The organism is Streptomyces sp. NBC_00249, from assembly GCF_026342355.1.
Lineage (GTDB): Bacteria > Actinomycetota > Actinomycetes > Streptomycetales > Streptomycetaceae > Streptomyces.
The window spans coordinates 338,434-360,952 of record NZ_JAPEMV010000004.1 but is presented as its reverse complement, the minus strand read 5'-3'; the positions used below and the strand labels follow the sequence as shown (position 1 = coordinate 360,952).

At 72.7% G+C, this 22,519-nt stretch carries 20 protein-coding genes; 8 read left to right on the top strand and 12 right to left on the bottom strand.

Annotated features, from left to right (window positions below; translation table 11 throughout):
• Positions 1–15: 15 nt before the first annotated feature.
• Positions 16–969, top strand: coding sequence for a DUF5937 family protein (locus OOK31_RS19975; RefSeq protein WP_267088643.1), 954 nt, complete (start codon positions 16–18; stop codon positions 967–969).
• A gap of 132 nt (positions 970–1,101) precedes the next feature.
• Positions 1,102–1,482, top strand: a complete 381-nt coding sequence (locus OOK31_RS19970; RefSeq protein ID WP_267088642.1) for a hypothetical protein — start codon at positions 1,102–1,104, stop codon at positions 1,480–1,482.
• On the opposite strand, the gene OOK31_RS19965 is transcribed toward OOK31_RS19970, so the two are convergent.
• Positions 1,466–1,978, bottom strand: a complete 513-nt coding sequence (locus OOK31_RS19965; RefSeq protein ID WP_267088641.1) for a hypothetical protein — start codon at positions 1,976–1,978, stop codon at positions 1,466–1,468. The two genes, OOK31_RS19970 and OOK31_RS19965, sit on opposite strands and share 17 nt — an antisense overlap.
• Positions 1,979–2,117: 139 nt before the next feature.
• Here OOK31_RS19965 and OOK31_RS19960 point away from each other — a divergent pair, with 139 nt between their 5' ends.
• On the top strand, positions 2,118–3,113 hold the full coding sequence (locus OOK31_RS19960; RefSeq protein WP_267088640.1) for a pirin family protein: 996 nt from the start codon (positions 2,118–2,120) through the stop codon (positions 3,111–3,113).
• Between the two features lie 92 nt (positions 3,114–3,205).
• Here OOK31_RS19960 and OOK31_RS19955 read toward each other — a convergent pair whose 3' ends face one another.
• Complete coding sequence (locus tag OOK31_RS19955; protein ID WP_267088639.1) at positions 3,206–3,646, bottom strand: ATP-binding protein; 441 nt, start codon at positions 3,644–3,646, stop codon at positions 3,206–3,208.
• A gap of 290 nt (positions 3,647–3,936) precedes the next feature.
• Between OOK31_RS19955 and OOK31_RS19950 the strand changes: the two genes are divergently transcribed.
• Together OOK31_RS19950 and OOK31_RS19945 are read left to right on the top strand one after the other, a co-directional pair.
• A complete protein-coding gene (locus tag OOK31_RS19950) occupies positions 3,937–5,292 on the top strand; it encodes a hypothetical protein (protein ID WP_267088638.1) in 1,356 nt (451 codons plus the stop codon).
• A 21-nt stretch (positions 5,293–5,313) separates the two neighbouring features.
• Complete coding sequence (locus OOK31_RS19945; protein WP_267088637.1) at positions 5,314–5,868, top strand: GNAT family N-acetyltransferase; 555 nt, start codon at positions 5,314–5,316, stop codon at positions 5,866–5,868.
• Between the two features lie 9 nt (positions 5,869–5,877).
• On the opposite strand, the gene OOK31_RS19940 is transcribed toward OOK31_RS19945, so the two are convergent.
• Together OOK31_RS19940 and OOK31_RS19935 are read right to left on the bottom strand one after the other, a co-directional pair.
• A complete protein-coding gene (locus OOK31_RS19940; RefSeq protein WP_267088636.1) occupies positions 5,878–6,936 on the bottom strand; it encodes an AI-2E family transporter in 1,059 nt (352 codons plus the stop codon).
• 35 nt (positions 6,937–6,971) lie between these two features.
• Positions 6,972–9,167: a SpoIIE family protein phosphatase gene (locus tag OOK31_RS19935; protein ID WP_267088635.1), complete on the bottom strand. Its 2,196-nt coding sequence runs from the start codon at positions 9,165–9,167 to the stop codon at positions 6,972–6,974.
• Positions 9,168–9,303: 136 nt separating this feature from the next.
• Here OOK31_RS19935 and aspS point away from each other — a divergent pair, with 136 nt between their 5' ends.
• Complete coding sequence (gene aspS, locus OOK31_RS19930) at positions 9,304–11,136, top strand: aspartate--tRNA ligase (protein WP_267088634.1); 1,833 nt, start codon at positions 9,304–9,306, stop codon at positions 11,134–11,136.
• Positions 11,137–11,210: 74 nt separating this feature from the next.
• Here aspS and OOK31_RS19925 read toward each other — a convergent pair whose 3' ends face one another.
• Entirely contained in the window at positions 11,211–12,938 is a 1,728-nt protein-coding gene (locus OOK31_RS19925; RefSeq protein ID WP_267088633.1) for a VWA domain-containing protein, read from the bottom strand.
• Positions 12,939–13,328: 390 nt separating this feature from the next.
• On the opposite strand from OOK31_RS19925, the gene OOK31_RS19920 reads away from it, so the two are divergent.
• Complete coding sequence (locus OOK31_RS19920; protein WP_267088632.1) at positions 13,329–15,431, top strand: PhoX family phosphatase; 2,103 nt, start codon at positions 13,329–13,331, stop codon at positions 15,429–15,431.
• Between the two features lie 63 nt (positions 15,432–15,494).
• On the opposite strand, the gene OOK31_RS19915 is transcribed toward OOK31_RS19920, so the two are convergent.
• The 4 genes from OOK31_RS19915 to OOK31_RS19900 form a co-directional block, all read right to left on the bottom strand.
• The gene (locus tag OOK31_RS19915) at positions 15,495–16,754 is read right to left on the bottom strand and encodes a HAMP domain-containing sensor histidine kinase (RefSeq protein WP_267088631.1); all 1,260 of its coding nucleotides are present in this window, start codon (positions 16,752–16,754) and stop codon (positions 15,495–15,497) included.
• Positions 16,742–17,452: a hypothetical protein gene (locus tag OOK31_RS19910; RefSeq protein ID WP_267088630.1), complete on the bottom strand. Its 711-nt coding sequence runs from the start codon at positions 17,450–17,452 to the stop codon at positions 16,742–16,744. Before OOK31_RS19910 ends, OOK31_RS19915 begins: the two co-directional genes overlap by 13 nt.
• A 261-nt stretch (positions 17,453–17,713) precedes the next feature.
• Positions 17,714–19,705, bottom strand: coding sequence for an FUSC family protein (locus tag OOK31_RS19905; RefSeq protein WP_267088629.1), 1,992 nt, complete (start codon positions 19,703–19,705; stop codon positions 17,714–17,716).
• A gap of 71 nt (positions 19,706–19,776) precedes the next feature.
• Entirely contained in the window at positions 19,777–20,604 is an 828-nt protein-coding gene (locus OOK31_RS19900) for a hypothetical protein (protein WP_267088628.1), read from the bottom strand.
• Positions 20,605–20,731: 127 nt separating this feature from the next.
• Between OOK31_RS19900 and OOK31_RS19895 the strand changes: the two genes are divergently transcribed.
• Entirely contained in the window at positions 20,732–21,142 is a 411-nt protein-coding gene (locus OOK31_RS19895; RefSeq protein ID WP_267088627.1) for a hypothetical protein, read from the top strand.
• A gap of 53 nt (positions 21,143–21,195) precedes the next feature.
• Here OOK31_RS19895 and OOK31_RS19890 read toward each other — a convergent pair whose 3' ends face one another.
• From OOK31_RS19890 to OOK31_RS19880, 3 genes are all read right to left on the bottom strand, one after another.
• The gene (locus OOK31_RS19890; RefSeq protein ID WP_267088626.1) at positions 21,196–21,366 is read right to left on the bottom strand and encodes a hypothetical protein; all 171 of its coding nucleotides are present in this window, start codon (positions 21,364–21,366) and stop codon (positions 21,196–21,198) included.
• A gap of 57 nt (positions 21,367–21,423) precedes the next feature.
• On the bottom strand, positions 21,424–21,783 hold the full coding sequence (locus OOK31_RS19885) for a hypothetical protein (protein WP_267088625.1): 360 nt from the start codon (positions 21,781–21,783) through the stop codon (positions 21,424–21,426).
• Positions 21,784–21,911: 128 nt separating this feature from the next.
• Positions 21,912–22,508: a class F sortase gene (locus OOK31_RS19880; protein WP_267088624.1), complete on the bottom strand. Its 597-nt coding sequence runs from the start codon at positions 22,506–22,508 to the stop codon at positions 21,912–21,914.
• Between the last annotated feature and the right edge of the window lie 11 nt (positions 22,509–22,519).

The window sequence follows — 22,519 nt, the reverse complement described above, 5'->3', positions numbered from 1 at the left end:
CGGACGTTGCTGAAGGTGCACTTCACCGCGGAGGACCTGCTCGGCGTCACCTTCGCCCGGGAGCCCTACCCCCTGGTCGAGCTCGGCACCGCGCTGGTGGCCTGGCAGCGCACCGACGAAGCGGCCGTCTACGGGCGCTGGCGCAGCCGCCTCACCCGCGAGTTACCGGACCGGGTCCGGCCGCTGCTCGACCTGCTCCGGCCCGACGGCGACAACCCGCCCTTCGCCGAGCCCTTCGTCACCGACGTGGAGGAGGGGCTCCTCGCCGTCCGGGCGGCGCGGTCCACCCTGACCCGCGAGGAGCTGGAGCGGGCGGTGTCCCGGGCCCGCGGCTCGGGCAGCTGGCTGCGGGCGCTGTGGCGGCAGGACGCGGCCGCCTGGGACCAGCTGGAGGCGGCCCTGCGCGCCGGGCACGCGGCGGCCGTGGCCCCGCACTGGGCGCGGATCCGGCAGTCCTTCCAGGCCGACGTCGCCTGGCGCAGCCGGCTGATGGCCGCCCACGGCATCAAGGCCGTCCTGGCGAGCACCCATCCGCGGGCCCGCTGGTCCGGCACCACCTTCGAGGTCGACCTCCCGCCGGACTACGAGGTGCGCCTCGACGGCAGCGGCCTCCAGCTGCTGCCCACCGTCTTCGGGACGGGACGGCCGATGCTGGCCGACCACGGCGGAGGGCGGCCCGTACTGATCTACCCGGCGCTGACCCCCTTCCCGCTGGCCGCCGAGGGCCCCGCCGACGGGGCGCTGGACGCCCTGCTGGGGCGCACCCGGGCGGCGGTCCTCCAGCGGCTGACCGCGCAGCGCACGACGAGCGAGCTGGCCCGGGACCTCGACATCAGCCTGCCGTCGGTGTCCGAGCACACCCGCACCCTGCGCGCGGCCGGGCTGATCACCACGGAGCGGGACGGGAAGGCGGTCCTGCACTCGGCCACCGGACTCGGCGTGGACCTGCTGCGCGGTGGCGGCCGCTGAAGGCTGCGGTGAAGCCTTCGGTGAAGCCTTCGGGCACCGCCGAAAGGATCGCGGGGCCGGGCGGGTGCGGCGGACCATCGGGGCGCGGGGGAAACCACGGGGGGATCCCCCGCTCCAATCGAGGAGGCAGTGATGGCCCGTACGTCGATCACGTCGATCCGCACGAAGCTCGCAGCGGTGGCCGCGACCGCGACGCTGGCGCTCGGAACGGGGGTCCTGGCGGCGGGCCCGGCCCACGCGGACAGCTCGTTCGGCTGTGAGTCGGGGTCCGTCTGCTTCTACCCCGGCACGGACTGGAACCAGGCGCCGTCGAGGAGCTGGAGCGCCTGGGGGACGCACCGGATCGACGGCTGGGAGGGCACGCACATCGTCTACAACAACCAGACCGGCGGCTGGACCGTGAAGCTCTGCCGGGGCTCGAACGGCACCGACTGCCTGCCCAAGATGCGTCCCGGGGACGGCTGGCCGGAGAACCTCTCGCCGATCAACTCGATCGTCATTTCGAGCTGGTAGCGGACAGCCGTCGGCGCCACCGCCACCGCCACACGGCGACCGCCACCGCCGCGACCGCCAGGAACCCCAGCCCGTACGCGTACACGAGCGCGGTGTCCGGGCGCAGGCGCAGGCAGAGGCGGACCCCGGCGAACGCCGGGAACACGATGAGCTGCCAGCGGCCGTCGTAGTCGATCCCGGACGTCGCCCAGTTCAGGATGAGGCAGGCGACGAAGGTCAGGACGGCCCAGGCGGTGAGGTACGGCCAGGGCGAGCCGGGCAGCGGTTCCATCGGCAGGCCGGTCGCGGCCCAGCGGTAGGCGGCGTAGCCGAGGGCCGTGACCAGGGCGGTGATGCCGGTGGCCCGGCCGAGGGCGAGCAGCGGCTCGGGCGGGGTCCAGCGGGGGGCGGGGGCGGCTTCGGTCTCCGTTCCCGGCTCGGGCAGGGGATCGGTCGTGCGGTTCTCCATGTCCGGGAAGACCGCATCGCGGGCGCCCCGGTTGTCATACGTATGCACATTGGCGGGATCTCCCTGGTCGGGGGGCCTGCCACCCTTCACGCACCCGTCCGGGAATGAGCCGGGCGGGTGCGCTGTTCTGAGCGGTGGCAGAAAGTTCGAGTTTCAACTAAACTCGACGCAGAAGGAGGTCCTGACCATGCCCGCAGTGACTGTTGAGAACCCGTTGACCCTTCCGCGCGTGGCCGTGCCGCAGACGGCCGCCGCCCGCAAGGTGCTGGCCGTGACCACGGCTCCGGGTGGATTCGAGGGCGAGGGGTTCCCGGTGCGCCGGGCGTTCGCCGGGATCAACTACCAGTACCTCGACCCGTTCATCATGATGGACCAGATGGGCGAGGTGGAGTACGCGCCGGGCGAGCCCAAGGGCACCCCCTGGCACCCCCACCGCGGCTTCGAGACCGTCACCTACCTGATCGACGGGACCTTCGTCCACCAGGACAGCAACGGCGGCGGCGGAGTCATCAACGGCGGCGACACCCAGTGGATGACCGCCGGTTCGGGCCTCCTGCACATCGAGGCCCCGCCGGAGTCGTTGGTGGTGTCCGGCGGCCTCTTCCACGGCCTCCAGCTGTGGGTGAACCTCCCGGCCTCCGACAAGATGATGCCCCCGCGCTACCAGGACATCGGCGGCGGCCAGGTCCAGCTGCTGTCCACCCCGGACGGCGGCGCGCTGCTCCGGGTGATCGCCGGCGAGCTCGACGGGCACGAGGGCCCGGGCATCACCCACACCCCGATCACGATGGTCCACGCGACCGTCACCCCGGGCGCGCAGATCACCCTCCCGTGGCGCGAGGACTTCAACGCCCTCGTCTACGTCCTGGCCGGGCGCGGCTCGGTCGGCGAGGACCGCAGGCCGATCCACACCGGACAGACGGCGGTCTTCGGAGAAGGCGGCTCGCTGACGGTGCGGGCGGACGAGTCCCAGGACTCGAACGCGCCGGACATGGAGGTCGTCATCCTCGGCGGACAGCCGATCCGCGAGCCGATGGCGCACTACGGGCCGTTCGTCATGAACAGCCGCGACGAACTCCAGCAGGCCTTCGACGACTTCCAGGCGGGCCGCCTCGGCACCATCCCCACCACGGCCCGCACGGGCCTCGGCCACCGCGGCACGGGCGAGGCAGACCAGGACTGACCGGCCCGGGCCCTGTGGTTGGGGCGCCGGAAGATGCGGGAACGAAGCAGGCCCAGGTCGCTGACCTGGGCCTTTTCGTTCCCGTTCGAGCGTCAGGCCGTTGCGCGGTGGGCGGGGAGGGTGGCGCGGACGGTCTTGCCGACGTGCCTGCGCAGGAACCAGGTCACCTCGGCTCCGAGAGCGCGGGTGACGAGCAGGCCCCGGCCGCCCTCGTCCTGATCGCCGGGGGCGGGCCCGCCCGTGCGGGGGAAGGCGGGGACGGGGTCGCTGACGTCGATGACCAGGGTGTGGTCCTCCAGGACGGAGATCCGCAGTCCCAGGACGTGGCCCCGTTTGTGCGCGTGACGGATGGCATTGGTGACCAGCTCACTGACGATGACGACGGCGTCCTGGACGTCGCCGGTCCAGTTGCATGCGGTCAGCAGTCTGCGGGCGTGGATCCGGGTGAGACCGACCGACCCTTTGACCATGGTGTAGCTCATCGACCACTCGCAGGCGACGGGGGTACTGAGGTCCGCGGGGGTTTCGATCACGACGGCCTTCGTTTCCTTCCCAGGGCGGCCGTGGGGCCGCCCCAGGACCATTTCGGCCCGGCCCGATTGCGGCGGCCGGCTCGTCGGCAGGGACACGTACGAGCGTGGTGGCGGCAAGCGGAGCAGATCCACCCGCATTCGGCCCTTGGAATCCGCCTGTGGGGTGAGGTGCGGCATCGCTTCTCCCTCATTCGCGCCTCATGTGCGCCAACTTCCCTTTTTGGGAAGGAGATTGACGACGGCGTCGGGTTACGGTCGGACGCGACATACCGGACCGGTAAGGGGGCGTGATGACGACGCTGCTGCGGGTGCTGCTCGATGCCAGGGAGTGGCGGGACTTCGATGTCTTCCTCTCCCGTTTCACGGCGGCCGCCAGTGAACTGGCCGACTTGGAAGGCCTGGAGAAGTACGCCAGGCTCACCGTCTCCGAGGCGACCTTCGAGCGCTGGTACTACGGCACCGGCCGGCCTCATCCGGACTCCCGGCGGGTCCTGGTCCACCTGCTGGGCCACAGCATCGACGACCTGTGGTCTCCGGCATCCGCCCCGCCCCGCGCCGCGCCCGCACCGGCGCGGCACGGTATGTCGTACTCCGCCCCACCCGGCGCCGCTGACGGCGCGGGTCTGCACGAGATGGGAACGAACGCAGCTATGGCAGCACGGCGTGCGATGGCATTCGCCATGGGAGAAGAGCGAGGCCGGGTCGGCGAGGAGACCATGGGATACCTCCAGGACGAGGCACGGCGCCTGGCGTCCGCCTACGTCCGGGTTCCGCTCGCAGCGGTCCTGGACGATCTGATCAGCGTGCAGGACGAGTGCTTCCGCCTCCTGGAATCCGGACGGGCCCGCCCGGTCCAGCTGCGCGACCTCTACCTGATCGCAGCCCTGTCCTCGGGCATGCTCGCCAAGGCCGGTCACGACCTGGGGGACCCGAACGCGGCGATGATGCAGGCGCGCACCGCCGCCGTCTGCGCCGAGCAGGCCGATCACCCCGCGATGGGGGCCTGGGTCAGGGGGCTGCAGTCCCTCATCTCGTACTGGGCCGACCGCCCCACCGACGCCCTCCACTACGCCCGCCAGGGCGCGGCCCAGGCCGCCTCCCAGCACGGCACGGTGACGGTGTGGCTGGCCGGTCTCGAAGCCCGCGCGGCCTCGCTGATCGGCGACGCCGACACCGTCACCCGGGCCACCAGGCGCGCCACTGATCTGCGCGAGACCACGGTCCCCGACGACCTGGACGCGCTGGGCGGCCTGCTCACGTTCCCCCGTGTCCGCCAGGACTACTACGACGTCGAGGCCCATGTCCTGCTCGGCCACGGGGATGCCCAGCTCGCACAACGCGCCGAGCGGGCGGTGGGCGGCTTCAGCGACCCCGGGCATGCCGACTGGGCCTTCGGGGACGCTGCCGGCGCCCGCACCAATCTTGGCCTGGCCCGCCTCTGGACCGGGGACCTCGACGGAGCCGCAGAAGCAGTCCGTCCCGTCTTGGACCTGTCTGCGGACCAGCGCAACGCGGGAATCATCCACTCCGCTCGCCGGGTGCGCTCGGCCCTCTTGCAGCCCGGCTACCGTGACGCGGCCGTCGCCCGCGAGCTGCGCGAGGAGATCGAGACGTTCTCCCGTCCTGCTCTTGCCCTACCCCGCTGAACCTCGCATAGAGTCCGCCGCATGTATCCGGTCGCCCGTCACCGCCACCGTCTGGCCCTGCGCGAGCTGAGACTCGATGACGTGGACAACGTCCACGCCATCTACGGCAGCAGCGAGGCGACCGAACACCTCTCCTTCGAACCACGGACCCGCGACCAGGTCGCAGGCATCGTGGCCCGCTCGATGGCCTCGGCCACCGCCACGCCTCGCCAGGAATACGCCCTGGCCGTCACAGAGGGCGAGGGCGGCCCGCTGGTCGGCTTCGCGCGCCTGGCCATGGACCCTCATCAGCAACAGGCCGCGACCATCGGCTTCGCCCTGCGTCCGGACGCCTGGGGGGTGGGGTACGGCACCGAGAGCGTCCACCTCCTGCTCGACCTCGCCTTCGACGACCTGGACCTGCACCGTGTCTGGGCTGCCCGGGCCCCGAAGAACAGCGCATCGGCGAAGACCCTCCTGGCCGCTGGCATGACCGAAGAAGGCCGCATTCGCGGGCATGTCCTCGTCCGGGGCAGCTGGCGCGACTCCATCGTCTACGGAGTCCTGAAGGAAGAACGCGACCCGGACAGGACCTGAACAGGCGCCTCAGTCGCTCGGGGGCGGCCCTGCCGGGGCGGTGTAGCGGGTGCGGAGTTCTGAGATGACGCCGAAGGCGGCTGCTGTGAGGGGGACTGCCAGGAGCATGCCGAGGATGCCCGCGACGCTCGCGCCGGCCGTGATGGCCAGCATCACCACCGCCGGGTGCATCTGTACCGTGCGGCTCTGGACCATCGGCTGGAGGACGTAGCCCTCGATCATCTGGACGGCCAGGACCACGCCCAGCGTCCACAGGCCGATCACCCAGCCCCGGTCGGCGAGGGCCACCAGGACCGCCACCGCGCCCGACAGGAACGCGCCGAGGTAGGGGATGTACGCCGTCACGAAGACGAGGGCGGCCAGGCCCAGCGCGCCCGGTACGCGCAGGACCAGCAGGCCGGCGCCGATCAGTACGGCGTCGACCAGGGCCACGAAGGTGGTCCCGCGCATGAAGCCCTCCACGGCCCCGTAGGCGCGCCGCCCCATCGCCTCCATCAGGTCGCCCGAGCGGCTCGGGACGAGGGCCCGCAGCGTGCCCACGGCCCGGTCGGAGTCGCGCAGGAAGAAGAAGATCAGGACCAGGGCCAGCAGGGCCGTCGCGATCATCGTGCCGACCACGCTGAGTCCGGCGAGGACCCCCGACGCGGCCGTGCCGCCGAACTTCGCCAGGAGGTCCTTGGAGTTCGCGGCGAGGTCCGAAAGCGAGGTGCCGGCCGCCCCGAAGTGCTCGGCGAGGCTCTCCCCGGCCCGTACGAGCGCGTCGATGATCTGGTCGCCGGTCTCGACGAGCGCCAGGGCCACGATGTACGTGGCCCCGCCGACGACGGCGACCACGGCCAGGCAGGTGACCGCGGCGGCCAGCGAGCGGTTCACCCCCATCCGGACCAGGCGGCGGTGCAGCGGGCCGAGCAGGGCGGTGCCGAGGACCGCGAGCAGGACGGGCGTGACGGCGGTCTTGAAGACCACGCACAGCCAGATCCCGACGGCGGCGACACCCGTGACCAGCAGCAGGACCGCACACCAGGCGGCCAGTCGCCGCACCGGCTCGGGCAGCAGAGGGGTCGGCATCGCCGCGTCCACTTACCTTTCAGTGTGCAGAGGGCTCAGTCCTCGACGTCGTCGTCCGGTTTGGAGCGTTCGTACAGCTCGAACCAGATCGACTTGCCCGCGCCCCGGGGGTCCACGCCCCAGGTGTCGGCCAGCATCTCCATCAGCAGCACCCCGCGCCCGCTCGACGCCATCTCCCCGGGGTGGCGCTTGTGCGGCAGCTCGTCGCTGGCGTCCGCGACCTCCACGCGCAGCCGCCGGGTGCCCAGCTCGCCCGCCGCCTCCGCCACCAGTACCGCGTCGCCGTCGGTGTGCACCAGGACGTTGGTGACCATCTCGGAGACCATCAGTACCGCCGAGTCCACCTGCTCCGGGTCCGCCCAGTCGTGCAGCAGCTCCCGGACCTGCCGGCGGGCGCCCGAGAGCCGCTCCGGTTCTGCCTGCGCCACCGTCAGCATCGTGCGCCGCGGGGGCCGCGACGGGTGCAGCGGCGGGGTGCCGCAGCCGCAGTCGGCGCTCTCGCGGCACAGCAGCACCACGGCTATGTCGTCCTCGCGGCGGTCGGCGAGCGGTCCGGTGGTGTGGTGCGAGGACGGCCCGTGCACGGCCTGGACCAGCAGGTCCGCGAGCCGCTCCAGGTGGCCCTCCGAGGGGCCGGAGGCATCGGGGGAGTCCGGGTCGAGGGTGTCGGACTCCAGGATGGCGCGCAGCCGCGCCCAGCCGGTGTCCAGGTCGTGCCCGCCGGTCTCGATGAGCCCGTCGGTGCACAGCATCATCGTCTCGCCCGGCTCCAGGGTGAACCGGGTCGTCGGGTAGTCGGTGTCGGGGACGATGCCCAGGGGCAGCCCGCCCGCCGTCGGCCGCATCAGGACCGTGCCGTCCGCCATCCGCACCGCCGGATCGGGATGCCCGGCGCGGGCCACCTCCAGCAGGCCGGTCGCCGGATCGCACTCCACGTAGAGGCAGGTCGCGAACCGGGGGCTGTGGAAGTCCGGGTCGGGGGAGCCGGAGCCGGCCGGGTGCTCCTGGGAGGAGCACAGTCCGGCCAGGAAGCGGGAGGCCCGCGACAGGACGGCGTCGGGCCGGTGGCCCTCGGAGGCGTAGGCGCGTACGGCGATCCGCAGCTGGCCCATCAGGCCCGCGGCCCGTACGTCGTGCCCCTGGACGTCGCCGATGACCAGCGCGAACCGGCCCGACGGCAGCGGGATCATGTCGTACCAGTCGCCGCCGACCTGGAGCCCGCCACCAGTCGGGACGTAGCGCGCGGCGATCGTCATGCCCGGGATCTCCGGCCCGAGCTGCGGCATCATCGACCGCTGGAGCCCCGTCGTCAGCTCCCGTTCGGATTCGGCCACACCGGCCCGCTGGAGGGCCTGGGCCAGCATCCGGGCCACCGTCGTCAGTACGGACCGCTCGTCGGGCGAGAAGGACACCGGATGCTTGAAGGCGGCCATCCAGGCGCCCATGGTCCGTCCGGCGACGATCAGCGGCAGGAAGGCCCAGGAGATCCGGCCGAAGCGCTGGGCCAGCGGCCAGGTGGCCGGAAAGCGCCGCTGGTAGTCCTCGGGGGAGGGGAGGTAGATCGCCCGTCCCGTCCGGACGACCTCCGCCGCCGGATAGTCGGTGTCCAGGCCCATGTCGGAGAAGGGGCCCTCGTCGCCGGGGCCGTGCCCGTGGTGCCCGGTGACCGACAGCCGGTCGCCCGCCACGCCGAACACGGCCAGCCCGTCCGGACTGAACCCCGGCATGGACAGCGAGGCCGCCACCCGCAGCACCTCCGCCGTGGACCGCGCCTCCGCCAGCGCCCGGCCGGCGTCCAGCAGGAAGGCCTCCCGGGAACGCCGCCAGTCACCGGTGATGGGGGTGTGCGCGGCGGTGGTGCCCGGCTGCGGCTCGGCGATCTCCTGGAGGGTGCCGATCAGCTCGTAGTCGTTGCGGCCGTCCGCCGTGACGTTCTCCAGCGGTTTGGAGCGGCTGCGCACCGTACGCAGGACCCGCCCGTCCTCGTCCATGATCCGCAGCCGGGCCTCGGCGAGGGTGCCCTCGGCCACCGCCAGGTTCACGATGCCGTTGATCTCGTTCCAGTCCACCGGATGGAAACGCGAGCGCACCGCCACCTCGGGCAGCATGACGGGCTCCGCGGGCAGACCGAGCAGCCGGGCGGCCTCGCTGTCGAGGGTGACCGTCCCGGAGGCGTTGTCCCATCGCCACAGACCGGTCGCGATGGCGGCCAGGACGTCCTCGGTGCGCACTCCGTCATCTTTACAGGTCATCCCACCGGAGTGCCTGTTCACGGCGGTCCCCGGGCGTGCCCGCACGGTGGCGCGCCCTGACGGTAACCTTGGGACGGTTGAATCCACCCTGGTATCGCGTAGAACTGGATGACTGATGCATCGGTACAGGTCCCACACGTGCGGCGAGCTCCGTGCCTCCGACGTCGCCTCCGACGTCCGGCTGAGCGGCTGGCTGCACAATCGTCGAGACCTGGGCGGCATCCTCTTCATCGATCTGCGTGACCACTACGGCATCACGCAGCTCGTCGCCCGCCCCGGCACCGCGGCCGCCGCCGTCCTGGACAAGCTGTCCAAGGAGACGGTCGTACGGGTCGACGGCAAGGTCGTCTCCCGTGGCGCCGACAACGTCAACGCCGAGCTGCCCACCGGCGAGATCGAGATCGAGGCCGTCGAGGTCGAGGTGCTCGGCGCGGCCGCCCCGCTGCCCTTCACCATCAACACCGACGACGGTGTGAACGAGGAGCGGCGCCTGGAGTACCGCTTCCTCGACCTGCGCCGCGAGCGCATGCACCGCAACATCATGCTGCGCTCGGCGGTCATCGCGTCGATCCGCTCGAAGATGGTGGCCCTCGGCTTCAACGAGATGGCGACCCCGATCCTCACCGCGACCTCCCCCGAGGGCGCCCGTGACTTCGTCGTCCCGTCGCGTCTGAACCCGGGCAAGTTCTACGCCCTGCCGCAGGCCCCGCAGCAGTTCAAGCAGCTGCTGATGATCTCCGGCTTCGACCGGTACTTCCAGATCGCGCCCTGCTTCCGCGACGAGGACGCCCGCGCCGACCGTTCGCCGGGCGAGTTCTACCAGCTCGACGTCGAGATGTCGTTCGTCGAGCAGGAAGACGTCTTCCAGCCGATCGAGCGGCTGATGACGGAGATCTTCACCGAGTTCGGCAAGGGCCGCGAGGTCACCTCGCCGTTCCCGCGGATCCCGTTCCGCGAGTCGATGCTCAAGTACGGCAACGACAAGCCCGACCTGCGCGCCAAGCTGGAGCTCGTCGACATCACCGACGTCTTCGAGGCCTCGGAGTTCAAGGCGTTCGCCGGCAAGCACGTGCGCGCCCTGGCCGTCCCGGACACCGCCGCGCAGCCGCGCAAGTTCTTCGACGGCCTCGGCGAGTACGCGATCTCGCTGGGCGCCAAGGGCCTGGCCTGGGTCCGCGTGGGCGAGGACGGTGCGCTGACCGGCCCGATCGCCAAGTTCCTCACCGAGGAGAACGTCAAGGTCCTCACCGAGCGTCTGGGCCTGGCGGCCGGGCACGCGGTGTTCTTCGGCGCGGGCGAGTTCGACGAGGTCTCCAAGATCATGTCCGGCGTCCGCGTCGAGGCGGCCAAGCGCGCGGGCCAGTTCGAGGAGAACGTCTTCCGCTTCTGCTGGATCGTCGACTTCCCGATGTACGAGAAGGACGAGGAGACCGGCAAGATCGACTTCTCCCACAACCCGTTCTCCATGCCGCAGGGCGGCATGAAGGACCTGGAGGAGAAGGACCCGCTCGACATCCTGGCCTGGCAGTACGACATCGTCTGCAACGGCATCGAGCTGTCCTCCGGTGCCATCCGCAACCACGAGCCCGAGGTCATGCTCAAGGCCTTCGAGATCGCCGGCTACGAGGCCGAGACCGTCGAGCGGGAGTTCGCGGGCATGCTGCGCGCGTTCCGCCTCGGCGCCCCGCCGCACGGTGGCATCGCCCCGGGCGTGGACCGCATCGTGATGCTGCTGGCCGACGAGCCGAACATCCGCGAGACCATCGCCTTCCCGCTCAACGGCAACGCCCAGGACCTGATGATGGGCGCGCCGACCGTGCTGGAGGAGGCCCGCCTGCGCGAGCTGAACATCGCGCTGCGCAAGCCGGTCGAGACCAAGGCCGCCCCGGCCTCGGAGCGGCCCGTCTCCGACGCGGTCATCCCGGACGCCGGGTCGCCGCGCGGCTGACCTGGTATTCGGCAGTACGAAGGCGGCGCCCCCTCCGGGTGGAGGGGGCGCCGCCCTTTTGTGTGCCGGGGGGATCAGAACCGCTGGAGCAGGCCCTTCACGAGCGCGGCCGGGGCCAGCTCGGTGGGGGCCGGGCCGGCGTGGAAGAAACCGGCGTTCTCGGCGTCCAGCTTGCGCAGGAAGTCGAAGGCCTTCGAGTCGTCGTCACCGAAGGCCACGAACTGCCAGAACACCTCCGGGGCGGCGGTCGCGGCATCGGTGATCGCCTGACGGGCGGGCTGACGGTTGTCGGGCGCGCCGTCCGTCTGGAAGACGACCAGGGCCGGGCCCGTACCGCCGTCCTTCTGGTAGCGCTCCAGGACGGCCTCCACGGCCACGTGGTAGCTGGTGCGGCCCATCCGGGCCAGCTCGCCGTGCCGGGCCTCCACCCAGCCCTCGTCGTGGGCGTCGAGGGTCAGCTCGGCGGTGCCGTCCACCTCCGTGGAGAAGAACACCGTGTGGACGGTGGCCTCCTCGTCGAGGTGCGCGGACAGGGCGAGGACGTGGTCGGCGAGGTGCTGGGCACTGCCGTCCTTGTAGAAGCCGCGCATCGAACCGGAACGGTCCAGCACCAGGTACACCTTGGCGCGGGCGCCGGCCTTGCCCTTGGTGCGCAGCACCTGGCCGGCGGTCTTGTACGCGCCCGCCACCAGGGGCGCCCGCCGCCGGACCGCTGCCGCGGGGGTCGCGGGACCTTCTGCCGCTGCCTCTGCCTCCGGCTCGGTCTCGGGGGCCTCGGGCTGAGCCCCTGCCTCCGGCGCGGGCTGTGCCTCCGACTCGGCGGCGAGGGGCTCGACCTCTGCCTCTGCCTCCGGCTCGGCTTCGGTCGCTACGTCGGCCTCCGTCTCCGGCTCCGCCGCGGCGGCAACGGGCTCGGGCTGAGCCGCTGCCTCCGGCTGGGGTTCGGTGGCTACGTCGGCCTCTGCCTCCGGCGCCGCAGCAGCCTCGGGCTCCGCCTGGGCGGGCGCGGCCGTGACGGCGTTGTCGGCGGCGACGGTCTGAGCCTGCGGCTCGACGTCGGCCTGCGGCTCGGCGACGGGCTCGGGCTGCGCCTCGGCCTCAGGCTCGGGGGCCACGTCGGCCTCCGCCTTCGGCTCGGGAGCGGCCTCGGCGGCCGGCTCCGCGACGGGCTCCGCCTCGGCGGCGACCGGCTCGGGCTGTGCCTCGGTCTCCGGCTCGGCAGCGGCCTCGGGCTCGGCGGGCGTGGCCGTGAGGGAGGCGTCGTCGGCGACGGTCTGAGCCTGCGGCTCGACGTCGGCCTGCGGCTCGGCGGTGACGACGGCCTCGGCCTCCGGCTCGGCTTCGGTGGCGGCTGCCTCGGGCTCCGCCGCGGCGGCGACCGGCTCGGGCTGAGCCTCGGCCTCCGGCTCGGCAGCGGCCTCTACGGCCACGGCCTCTGCCTCCGGCGCTGCAGCAGCCTCGGGCTCCGCCTCGGCGGCGACCGGCTCGGGCTTCGCCTCGGTGGTGACGGCTTCTGCCTCCGGCTGTTCGGCCGGTGCGGGCTGAGCCTCAGGCTCGGGGGTGAGGGCCTCGGCCTTGGGCTCCGGCGTGGTGGCAACCGGTTCCGCTTCGGGTTCCGGGGTTACCGCCGCGGGGGTGGGGTCGGGGACCGCCGGAGGCGACGGGCGGCGGGCTTCCGGGACCGTGGGGTCCGAGGTGGTGGCCGGGGCCGTGAGCAGCGTGCCCGGCTCCCGGTCGCGCGGTGCGGATTGCGGCGGAACGGTCGGATTGTCGAAGGACGCCGCCACCAGTTCGGCGGCCACGTCCAGGGGAGTGCGTTCCGCCTGGTTCGGGACGGCGGCAGAAGGGGTGTCCGAAGTCTCCGGAACCGGTTCCGCAGAACGTCCGAACACCTTGCGCAACAAGCTCCGAATACCCATGGGCCAGGCCTTTCGCATGAGTGCGTGCGTCATTTGTCCGTACTGTGCGGTTGATCCCTGCCCAGAGTGGACACGTAAGGTTATCGGCCCCGTGGCTGGAACTTCGGCAGGGGCGCCTTTCGTGGCGCCGCTCTCCGAACTCCCCCTCCGCCGTGCCGGGTTCATCCGGCGTTCATCCCCGCGCCGCCGCACCGGCGCAACTCGGCCCTAGCGTCACGGCTGGATTCCTACCGACACGTTGTCGGCGCCGTGCACTTCACCGGAGGACACCTCGTGCGCAAGCTCCTGCCGCTCATCGGCAACCCGCATGGGAGCGGCCGTTCCGCTCTCACCTGTCGCTACCGCTGTGGCGACGCATGCTTCCACGAGGTGCCCAACACCAGCGACAACGAGTACGTCGGCGACGTCATAGCCCGGGCGTACTCCCGCCGCTCGATGCTGCGCTCCGCCGCCGTCGTCACGGTCGCCACCGCCGCCGGCACCGCCGTCGCCCTCGGCACCGGCAGTGGCCAGAGCGCCAGCGCCGCCCCCGTCGACGGCGCCGACGCCCAGCGCGCGGGCGGCGGCGGCGAGCCCGCCCGCGGCCTGCGCTTCAAGGCCGTCGCGCCGAACACCGACGACAAGGTCACCGTCCCCGAGGGCCACGAGCAGAACGTGGTCATCCGCTGGGGCGAGCCGATCCTCAAGGGCGCCCCCGGCTTCAACCCGGACAAGCAGACCGCCGCCGCCCAGGCCGGTCAGTTCGGCTACAACAACGACTTCCTGAGCCTGCTCCCGCTCGGCGGCAACTACGAGCGCCAGCAGCTGCTCGTGGCGAACCACGAGTACACGGACGAGAACCTCATGTTCAAGGGCTACGACCCGGCGAACCCGACCCGCGAGCAGGTCGAGATCGCCTGGGCCGCGCACGGCCTGTCCGTGGTCGTCGTCCAGGAGGACCACCGCAGCGGCAAGCTGACGGCCGTCACCCGCCACCAGCTCAACCGCCGCCTGACCGCCACCAGCGAGTTCAAGCTGACCGGTCCCGCCGCGGGCAGCGCCCTGCTGAAGACCTCCGTGGACGCCACCGGCACCAAGGTGCTCGGCACCCTCAACAACTGCGCCGGCGGCACCACCCCGTGGGGCACGACCCTCCACGGCGAGGAGAACTTCAACCAGTACTTCGGCAACGCCGGCCAGGTCACCGACGCCGGCCAGGCCGCCCGCCTGAAGCGCTACGGCGTCACCGCCGGCGCCACCGAGCGCAAGTGGGAGCGGTTCGACAAGCGCTTCGACGTCGCGCAGGAGCCCAACGAGTCGCACCGCTTCGGCTGGGTCGTCGAGCTGGACCCGTACGACCCGAACTCGGTCCCGCGCAAGCGCACCGCGCTCGGCCGCTTCAAGCACGAGGCCGCGCAGCCCCGCCTGACCGAGGACGGCCGTCCGGTCGTCTACATGGGCGACGACGAGCGCTTCGACTACTTCTACAAGTTCGTGTCGAGCAAGCAGATGAAGAAGGGCAACTCGCGCGCGGCGAAGGACCACAACCTGACGCTGCTCGACGAAGGCACCCTCTACGTCGCCAAGCTCACCGGTGACTCCCCGGCCGCCGCGATCGACGGCACCGGCAAGCTCCCCGCCGACGGCGAGTTCGACGGCTCCGGCGTCTGGATCAAGCTGGCCACCGCTTCGGCCTCCGGCAACGTCTCGCACGTCGAGGGCATGACCGCCGAGGAGGTGTTCGTCTTCACCCGCCAGGCCGGTGACAAGGTCGGCGCCACCAAGATGGACCGCCCCGAGGACGTCGAGCCGTCGCCGCGCACCGGTCGCGTGTACATCGCGCTGACCAACAACACCGACCGCGGCAAGCCGGGCAAGGAAGGCGCCACCGAGCCCAACCCGCGCAACCTGAACAAGCACGGCCAGATCCTGGAGCTCGCCGAGAACTTCGACGACGCGGCGGGCGACGGCTTCGCCTGGCGCCTCTTCCTGGTCGCCGGTGACCCGAACGACCCGGCCACCTACTTCGCGGGCTTCCCGAAGGACAAGGTCAGCCCGATCTCCTGCCCCGACAACGTGGCCTTCGACCCGCACGGCAACCTGTGGATCTCCACCGACGGCAACCAGCTCGGCTCGCACGACGGCCTGTTCGGCGTCGCGACCGCCGGTGAGCGCCGCGGTGAGCTGAAGCAGTTCCTGACCGTTCCGCGCGGCGCCGAGACCTGCGGTCCGCTGATCCAGGACAAGCGCGTCCTGGTGTCGGTGCAGCACCCGGGCGAGATCGACGGCGCGTCCGTCGAGAAGCCGCAGTCGGTGTGGCCCGACGGGCCCGGCAAGATCGTCCGTCCGGCGGTCGTGTCCGTGTGGCGCAAGGACGGCAAGAACATCGGCGTGTGATTCGGCGTGTGATGTCGTCGGTGAGTGGCTGAGTAGCTGAGTGGGGCAGTTGGCCGTTTGCGGTCAGCTGCCCTCCGGCAGTTTTCCTACCGGGAGGCGCAGCGTCGTGCGGGCGCCGCCGTCCGGGGCGTTGTCGAAGGTCAGGGCGATCTCCAGGACCGCCGCCTGGCCCGCGACGATGGTCAGGCCCAGGCCGTGGCCCCGGCCGCGTCCGGGGTCGCCGGTGCGGAAGCGTTGCGGGCCCTGGTCGATCAGGTCGGGTGGGTAGCCCCCGCCGTGGTCGTGGATCGTGAGGACCGGGCCTTCCACCGTGATGTCCACGGGTGGGAGGCCGTGTTTGTGCGCGTTCGTCAGGAGATTGGCCAGGATGCGGTCCAGGCGGCGGCGGTCGGTGAGCACCACCGCGTCGCGTACGACGTGGACTTCGGCGGCGAGCCGGGTGGCGGCCACGGCCCGCTGGACCGCCCGTCCCAGTTCCACCTGGGCCAGGTCGGCCCGCTCCACGCCCGAGTCCAGCCGGGAGATCTCCAGCAGGTCCTCGGTGAGCAGGTGCAGTGCCTTGAGGCGGTCGTTGATCATTTCTTTGGGGCGGCCTTCGGGGAGCAGTGCGGCCGCGGCCAGGGATCCGGTGAGCGGGGTGCGGAGCTCGTGCGCCACGTCGGCCGTGAAGCGTTTCTCCGCCTCGAGCCGGCCCTGGAGCGAGGCGGCCATCGAGTCCAGGGCCTGCGCCACGTCGCGCACCTCGTCGCGGTAGCGGCGCGGGCGCAGGGTCGCGTCGTCGGCGGGGAAGCCGACCCGGGCGTCCAGGTCCCCGGCGCTGATCCGGCGGGCCACGGCGGCCGTGGTGGTCAGGCGGCGGCTGATCCGGTTGGCGAGGAAGAGGCCCGCCAGTGCGACGAGGCCCGCGGCGAGCGCGGAGGACGCCAGGATGGCGGCGTCGATGTCGCGGAGGCGGGTGCGGGTGTGCTCGTACGGGATCCAGACCGCGAGGGCCTGCCGGTCGGCGGGCGCGGCCGCCCACATGACGGGGGCGCCGTCGTGCAGGCCGACCATGCTGCCGGTCCGGCCGCGGGCGACGAGCGCCTTCAGGGGCGGGGGGAGGCCGGGCGGGTCGAGGGCGACGTTCACGTCGCCGTGGGCGGTGCCGTACTCGTAGTGGCCGAGGGCGTGGTCCAGCTCCTGGTTCGCGTCCTTGCGGACCTCGCCGACGATCTGCTGGGCGGCCACGTTGTGCACCAGGATCCCGAGGACGGCGGCGACCAGGCAGCACACCAGGGTGGTGGTGAGGGCGATCTTCCAGCGCAGGCTGCTCAGCGGGCGCATCGGGTCCGGTCCGGGCCGAGCGGGGTGTCGGTGAGGGCCTGGCACTCGTCCAGGGTCAGCTGGGACAGGTTCATGATCCCGGCCTTGGGGTCCCACACGTAGTCGGAGACGGAGGTGTACTGGGGGTTGGAGGTCGGCTCGCGGACGGCCAGGTGTTCGGCGGCGACCTCTACGCCTTCCAGGACGGCTCGGCGGGACAGGATGCGGGTGATTCCGCCGTTGTTGGTGATCTTGTAGACGCGTAGTTCTGAGAGGCGGCCGTCGATGTCCAGGGCGGTGATCAGTTCGGGCTTGCCGTCGCCCGTCACGTCGTGGAGGGCGGGGGGACGGACCGGGCAGTCGGGGCCGCCGGCGGGGGCCCGCGTGCAGAGGGCCAGGCGCTGGATGGCGCGGGGGTCGACCAGGCGGCCGGTGCCGTTGTCTTCGGTGGTGGCGGAGGTGATGTCGGCGCGGACTACGGAGAGGGCGTCCACCGTGCGCATGTCGCTGCCGCTGGGGACTTTGGGGAGGCCCGGGACTGGTGCGGCGGTGCCGGGCTGTTGGCCGGGGGCCGGGGGGTCGGGGCGGATGTTCTTCCACAGGGTCTGGGGGGCGTGCACGGTGCCGAGGTCGCCGTCGTTCTGGAGGCCTGCCACGTCGGCGCAGCCTGCCGTTGCCGCCAGGGCGGCCAGGGCGAGCAGGGCTCGGGTGCGGCGCATGCTTCGATGCTCGCGCGGGGTGGGGTGGGGGGCCTGGGGTGGGGGCCGTTCGGGGGATGCGGGTGTTCTGGGGATGGGTGGGGGCGGGGTCGGGGACGGGGTGGGGTGCCGTCCGGGATGGGCATGATTTATGGCGCCCCGTCCGGTGCTTCGTTGGATACGAGGTACCGCGCGCCAACACATCACGTTTTACATCCCGGACGACACCCCACCCCGTCCCCGACCCCTCAGGTCCGTGGTCCCCGTCCCGGTCCGTTGTGGTCAGTGGTCCGGTTGGGTGATGGCCAGGGCTGCTGCGATTTCCTGGTCCAGGGGGGCCAGGACGCTGGTGTCGTCTGTTGTCGGTTCCGCCGTGGTCTGGGAGGGGACCGTGCTGTTGCGGACCCGTTCGGCCAGTGCGCGGAGCTGGCGGGTGATCTGGTCGACCTCGTGGGGGGCCGGGGGTTCGGCGCCGTGGGTGACGCGGACGCGGGCGGCGGTGGTGGCGTCGACGATGCGTTCCACGGCTACGACCAGGGGCCACCAGGCGGCGGCCCGGGCGCCGGTGGGCGGGGGTTCGGTGAGGGCGCGCTGGAACTCGCTGCGCAGGCCCGAGAGGTCGCGGTAGATCCGTCGGCGGGCCTGGAGGCGGGACTGGCGGGCGGCGCGGAGTGCGGCTTCGTCGGCGACCGGGGCGAAGGCCCGTTCCACGTAGCGGGCGGCGTCGTCCACGGCGTCGGCGAGGCGGTCCCCGATGCGGGTGCGCCAGCTCTCGGGCCACAGGAGGTAGCCGGCGATGAGGGTGATGGCGCAGCCGATGAGGCTGTCCAGGAGGCGGGGGCGGATCAGGTCGAAGCCCTGGTGGTTGAGCTGGTCGGAGAGCAGGAGGATGACCGGGGTGATGGCGGCGGTCTGGAAGGCGTAGCCCTTTGCCGAGAAGGCTGGGATCAGGGCCGCCAGGAACATGATGGCCGGTACGTCCCACCAGCCTCGGGGGACTTCGGCGAGGACGGCTGCGGCGAGGACCAGGCCCGCGGCTGTGCCCAGGGCACGCAGGACGGCGCGGGAGAACACGGAGCCGAAGTCCGGTTTGAGGACGAAGGTGACCGTGAGGGCGACCCAGTAGGAGCGCTCCACGGGGATGAGGGAGACGAGGGACTGGGCCAGGCCGATGCACAGGGCGAGGCGCAGGCCGTACCGCCAGGAGGCGCTGGACAGCATCATGTCGCGGACCGCCCGGCGGGCGCGGACGCCCAGGGCGGCGGGGCGGCCCAGGCGGTCGTCGACGTTGTGCAGGTCGGGTTCGGGGAGGTGGACGATGGCGGCGGCGTGCCGCAGGGCGGCGTCCACGGCCCGTTCCGAGGGGGTGTGCGGGGCGGGGAGGTGGAGGTCGGGGGTTCCGGTGCGGCCCTCTTCGACGGCGGCGGCCAGTTCGCGTACGGCGGCCGGGATCTCGGGGGGCAGGGGGCGGCGGCGCAGGTGGGCGGCGGGGGCGGCCTCGACCAGGGGGATCAGTACGTTCAGCTGGGCGAGCATCCGGACGAGGGAGGGGCTGCGGCCGTGGACCCGGGCGCGGCGGCCCAGGACGAGGTCGTAGGCCTGGTTGAGGGCCTGGGTGAGCTGTTGGCGGCGTTCGTCGTAGGCGGGGCCGCCCGCGGCTTCCAGGGCGTCGGCCAGGGCCCGGTAGCCGGTGGCGACGGCGGCCCGTTCGGGCTGGCGGCCGCGCAGGGGCCAGCCCAGGAGGGTCAGGGCGAGGACGAACAGGCCGCCGGCGGTCAGCAGGAGGGGGGCCGTCCACCAGGGCTGGGGCATGGGCAGGCCGGCGCCGACCACGGCGTTGAGCAGGAGGAGGAGGCCCGATACCGAGGCGACCGTGCCGATCGAGGAGATCATTCCGGAGACGAGGGCGACCAGGGTGAGGACGCCGACCGCCAGCCAGCCGTGGCCGAAGACCAGGGTTCCGATGGCCACTCCGACCGCGCCGAGGAGCTGGGGGACGGCGATGTTCAGGACCCGCATCCGGTAGGCGTCGGCGGTGTCGCCGATCACCCCGGACAGGGCGCCCATGGAGGCGAGTGCCCCGTACTCGGGCTCGTCGAGGGCGAAGCCGACGGCGAGGGGGGTGGCGAGTGCGATCCCGGCGCGGGCGACCGCCGCCCAGGGGATGGGGGCGCTGCTGGGCCGCAGTCCCGCGAGCAGCCAGGCGGGCGGAGTCAGTGGCTTCGGCCGGGGCCGCCCGGACGGTATGTGCTCGGTGCGTCGTTCGGTGGTCATTCCGCTTCCGTGTCGCCGCTCGCGAATCGGTTCTTCTGGGGAGTTCTGCGGAGGATGGGTACGTTCCGAGCTTATGGGGTGCGGCGTAGCCGGCCCGCCAGCCATGCGCTCAGCGCGGCGGCGAGACCGATGGCGAGGACCACCCAGGCGGTGGTCCGCAGGAACGTGGTGAGCGCGTCGTACACGGCGGCGGCGGCCGCCCGGTCGGTGTCGTCGGGCAGGTCGTCCAGGGTCAGGCGGCGGCACAGGGCTGTCGCGATCCACAGGAGGAGGGCGCCGACGGCGAGGCCGATGCCGGTGGCGATGACGGCGCGGCGGCGGTGGAGGGCTACGGCGACGGCCGTCACCGCGAGCACCACGGTCAGCACGGGGAGCCAGACGCCGGCGATCTGGAGCATGCGGAAGGCCTTCCGGAGGGCGCCGAGGTTCTCGTACTCCATGACCTTCACGGAGAGGTGGGTCTCGGGGATGCGGTCGGCGAAGGGCACTCCGTCGGCGACCAGCTCTCCTTTGACCTGGGCGATCACGGGCGCGAGGTCGAGGGTGACGGCGTCGCCGTCGCCGGTGGTGAGGGCGCGGAGGAAAGAGGCGTGCGCGGCGCGGTTGGCCGCGTCCCAGGCCGTCCGGTAGGCGGGGGTCCCGGCGAAGGAGCGCAGGGCCTCGCCGATCAGGGCGTCCACCCCGCCCTGGAAGGGGCCGGCGTCGATCTGCCCGGCGAGGGCGCGGCCCGTCTGGGTGACGACCACCTCCTGGACGGCCGGGTCCGAGGCGAGCGGGGACATGGCCGCGGTGTAGCGGTCGGCGTTGCCCAGCTCCCGGTCGGCCCAGTACGCGACCGCGCTCGCGGGCACGAGCAGGGCCACGAGCACGATGAGGGCCGCCGAAAGGTAGGTGCGCACGTCACCAGGGGAAGCCGGGGCGGTGCCCGGCGCCAGTGGTGCTGCTGCGTCCGGGTGTCCCGGGTGATCCACTTGCCGCTCCGGGGCGCCGGGTGTGCCCTGGAGGGTGGAAGAGAGGAGTCCCGCCATGGCACATGCGGCACCCACCGCCCACCGGCGGCACCGCCCGAGGACATCGGCGGACGTGGACCACACCAGCAGGAACTCCCTGATCCGCGCGCTGGCGCTCGGCCTCGTCTACGGGGTCTGGGCGGCCTTCATCAAGCGCCAGATGGGCCCGGTCGACGCGGGCAACGTCTTCTACGGGATCCTGTGCGGCGCGCTCTTCGCCGCCTGCATGTTCGCCCTCGCGCGCGTCGGGCCGAGGCTGAAGAGAGAGGTGCACGCCGCCGCGTACGGGGTGTTCGCGGGTATCGCCGCGGGCTACCTGCACAGCCTCACCAACTCCTCGGTGTTGCGCGCCACGGGGATCGGACTGGCTGTGGGGGCGGGCGTCGGGATCGTCGCGTTCTACCGGTATTACACGCGGGAGGACTGAAGCCCTGGAGTGACCGTGGCGCCGGTTCCCGTGGCGGGAACCGGCGCCGCGCGTTACGCCACCGGGTCGCCCGGGCCCTGCGTTACCTCACCGGTCGGCTCGGTGTCGGCGGGTACCGGTACCGGCTGCGGCGGGGCCGGCTCCGCCCGGCGGGCCGGCGGGGTGAAACGGGCGGCCTCGGCGCGGAGCATGGCGTTCAGAGCGGCGTACGGGTCGATGGGCATGGCGGAACCTCACGGTGTTCGAGGGGGGTGTGGGGGGTGCGCTGCTGCTCGGCCCGCTCAGCAGCGCAGGACCACACCCGTCACCGTCAGCCGGGACGGGGCCGTGCCGGCCGTCCCGTACCGGGCCACGCGGGACGGCTCGTCCGCGTGTTTCACGTGAAACATCTCCGGCATCGGCCGCTGTACGGCCGGAACCCCGCGGGCGGCCGGGCGGACTGCCGCCCGGGCCTCGGGCTCCGCGCCCGGGTCCGAGGGCCCCTCGGTGGGCTCGGACGGTACGGAGGAGGCGGGCCGGAGCTCGGCGGCCGTCGCCGCGCTCGTCATCGCCGGACCGGGGCCGAACAGGCACAGCAGAGCGACGCAGGCCACCGTCAGGGCCCGCGCCAGCACCGTCCGCGTGTTCCGCGCACCGCTCATGAGCGCTTCCATGCCCCGCCACGCCGGGCGACTCCCCGCCCGGCCCCAAGAAGCCCCCGACCGGGGGACGAAGACACCCCCTCTCGGCTGACAGGTGGCCGAAGGGGGTGCCGGTCGAGGAGCGGGGATCAGCCGGTGCGCAGCGGGCCCGCCAGCCGGGCCAGCACGGCCGTCTCCCCGCTGACCAGCCGCAGCCGGGCCCGGCCCGGCCGGTCCGACGGCGCCGCGTCGACCCCGCCCGGCGAGATGCGCTCGACGGTGAACACCGCCGTACGGTGGTCCGCGCGCGGGATCTCGATCGTCCGGCCGCGCCGCAGCCCGCCGAGCGGGAGCCCGCTGCCGGTGACCACGGCGGTCCCGGCGGACCCGGGGGCCGGGCCGGCCGTGTCCCAGCCGGCCGCGCCCCGCTCGCCCCGGGGGCCGCCCGTCACCGGGACGTCCACCCCCAGGCTGGGGATCCGCAGCCGCAGCGGCCGGGCCGCGCGCATCGGAGTGGCGGGCACCGCGCGGGAGTTCCGGCCCGGGGCGTGTTCGCCGGCCTGCTCCAGTCCGCGTACGAGCCGGCGGTGTCCGGACAGGCCCAGGGCCCGGGAGGGCAGCGCGTCCGTGACGCCGGAGGCCGCCGGGTCCGCGCCCGCGCCGCCCGTACCGTCCCGTAACGCCACCGCGCCGGCGCAGAGCAGGGTGACCGTCAGGGCGGCGACGGCCCACCGGGCGTGGGGCATGGTGTTCCTCC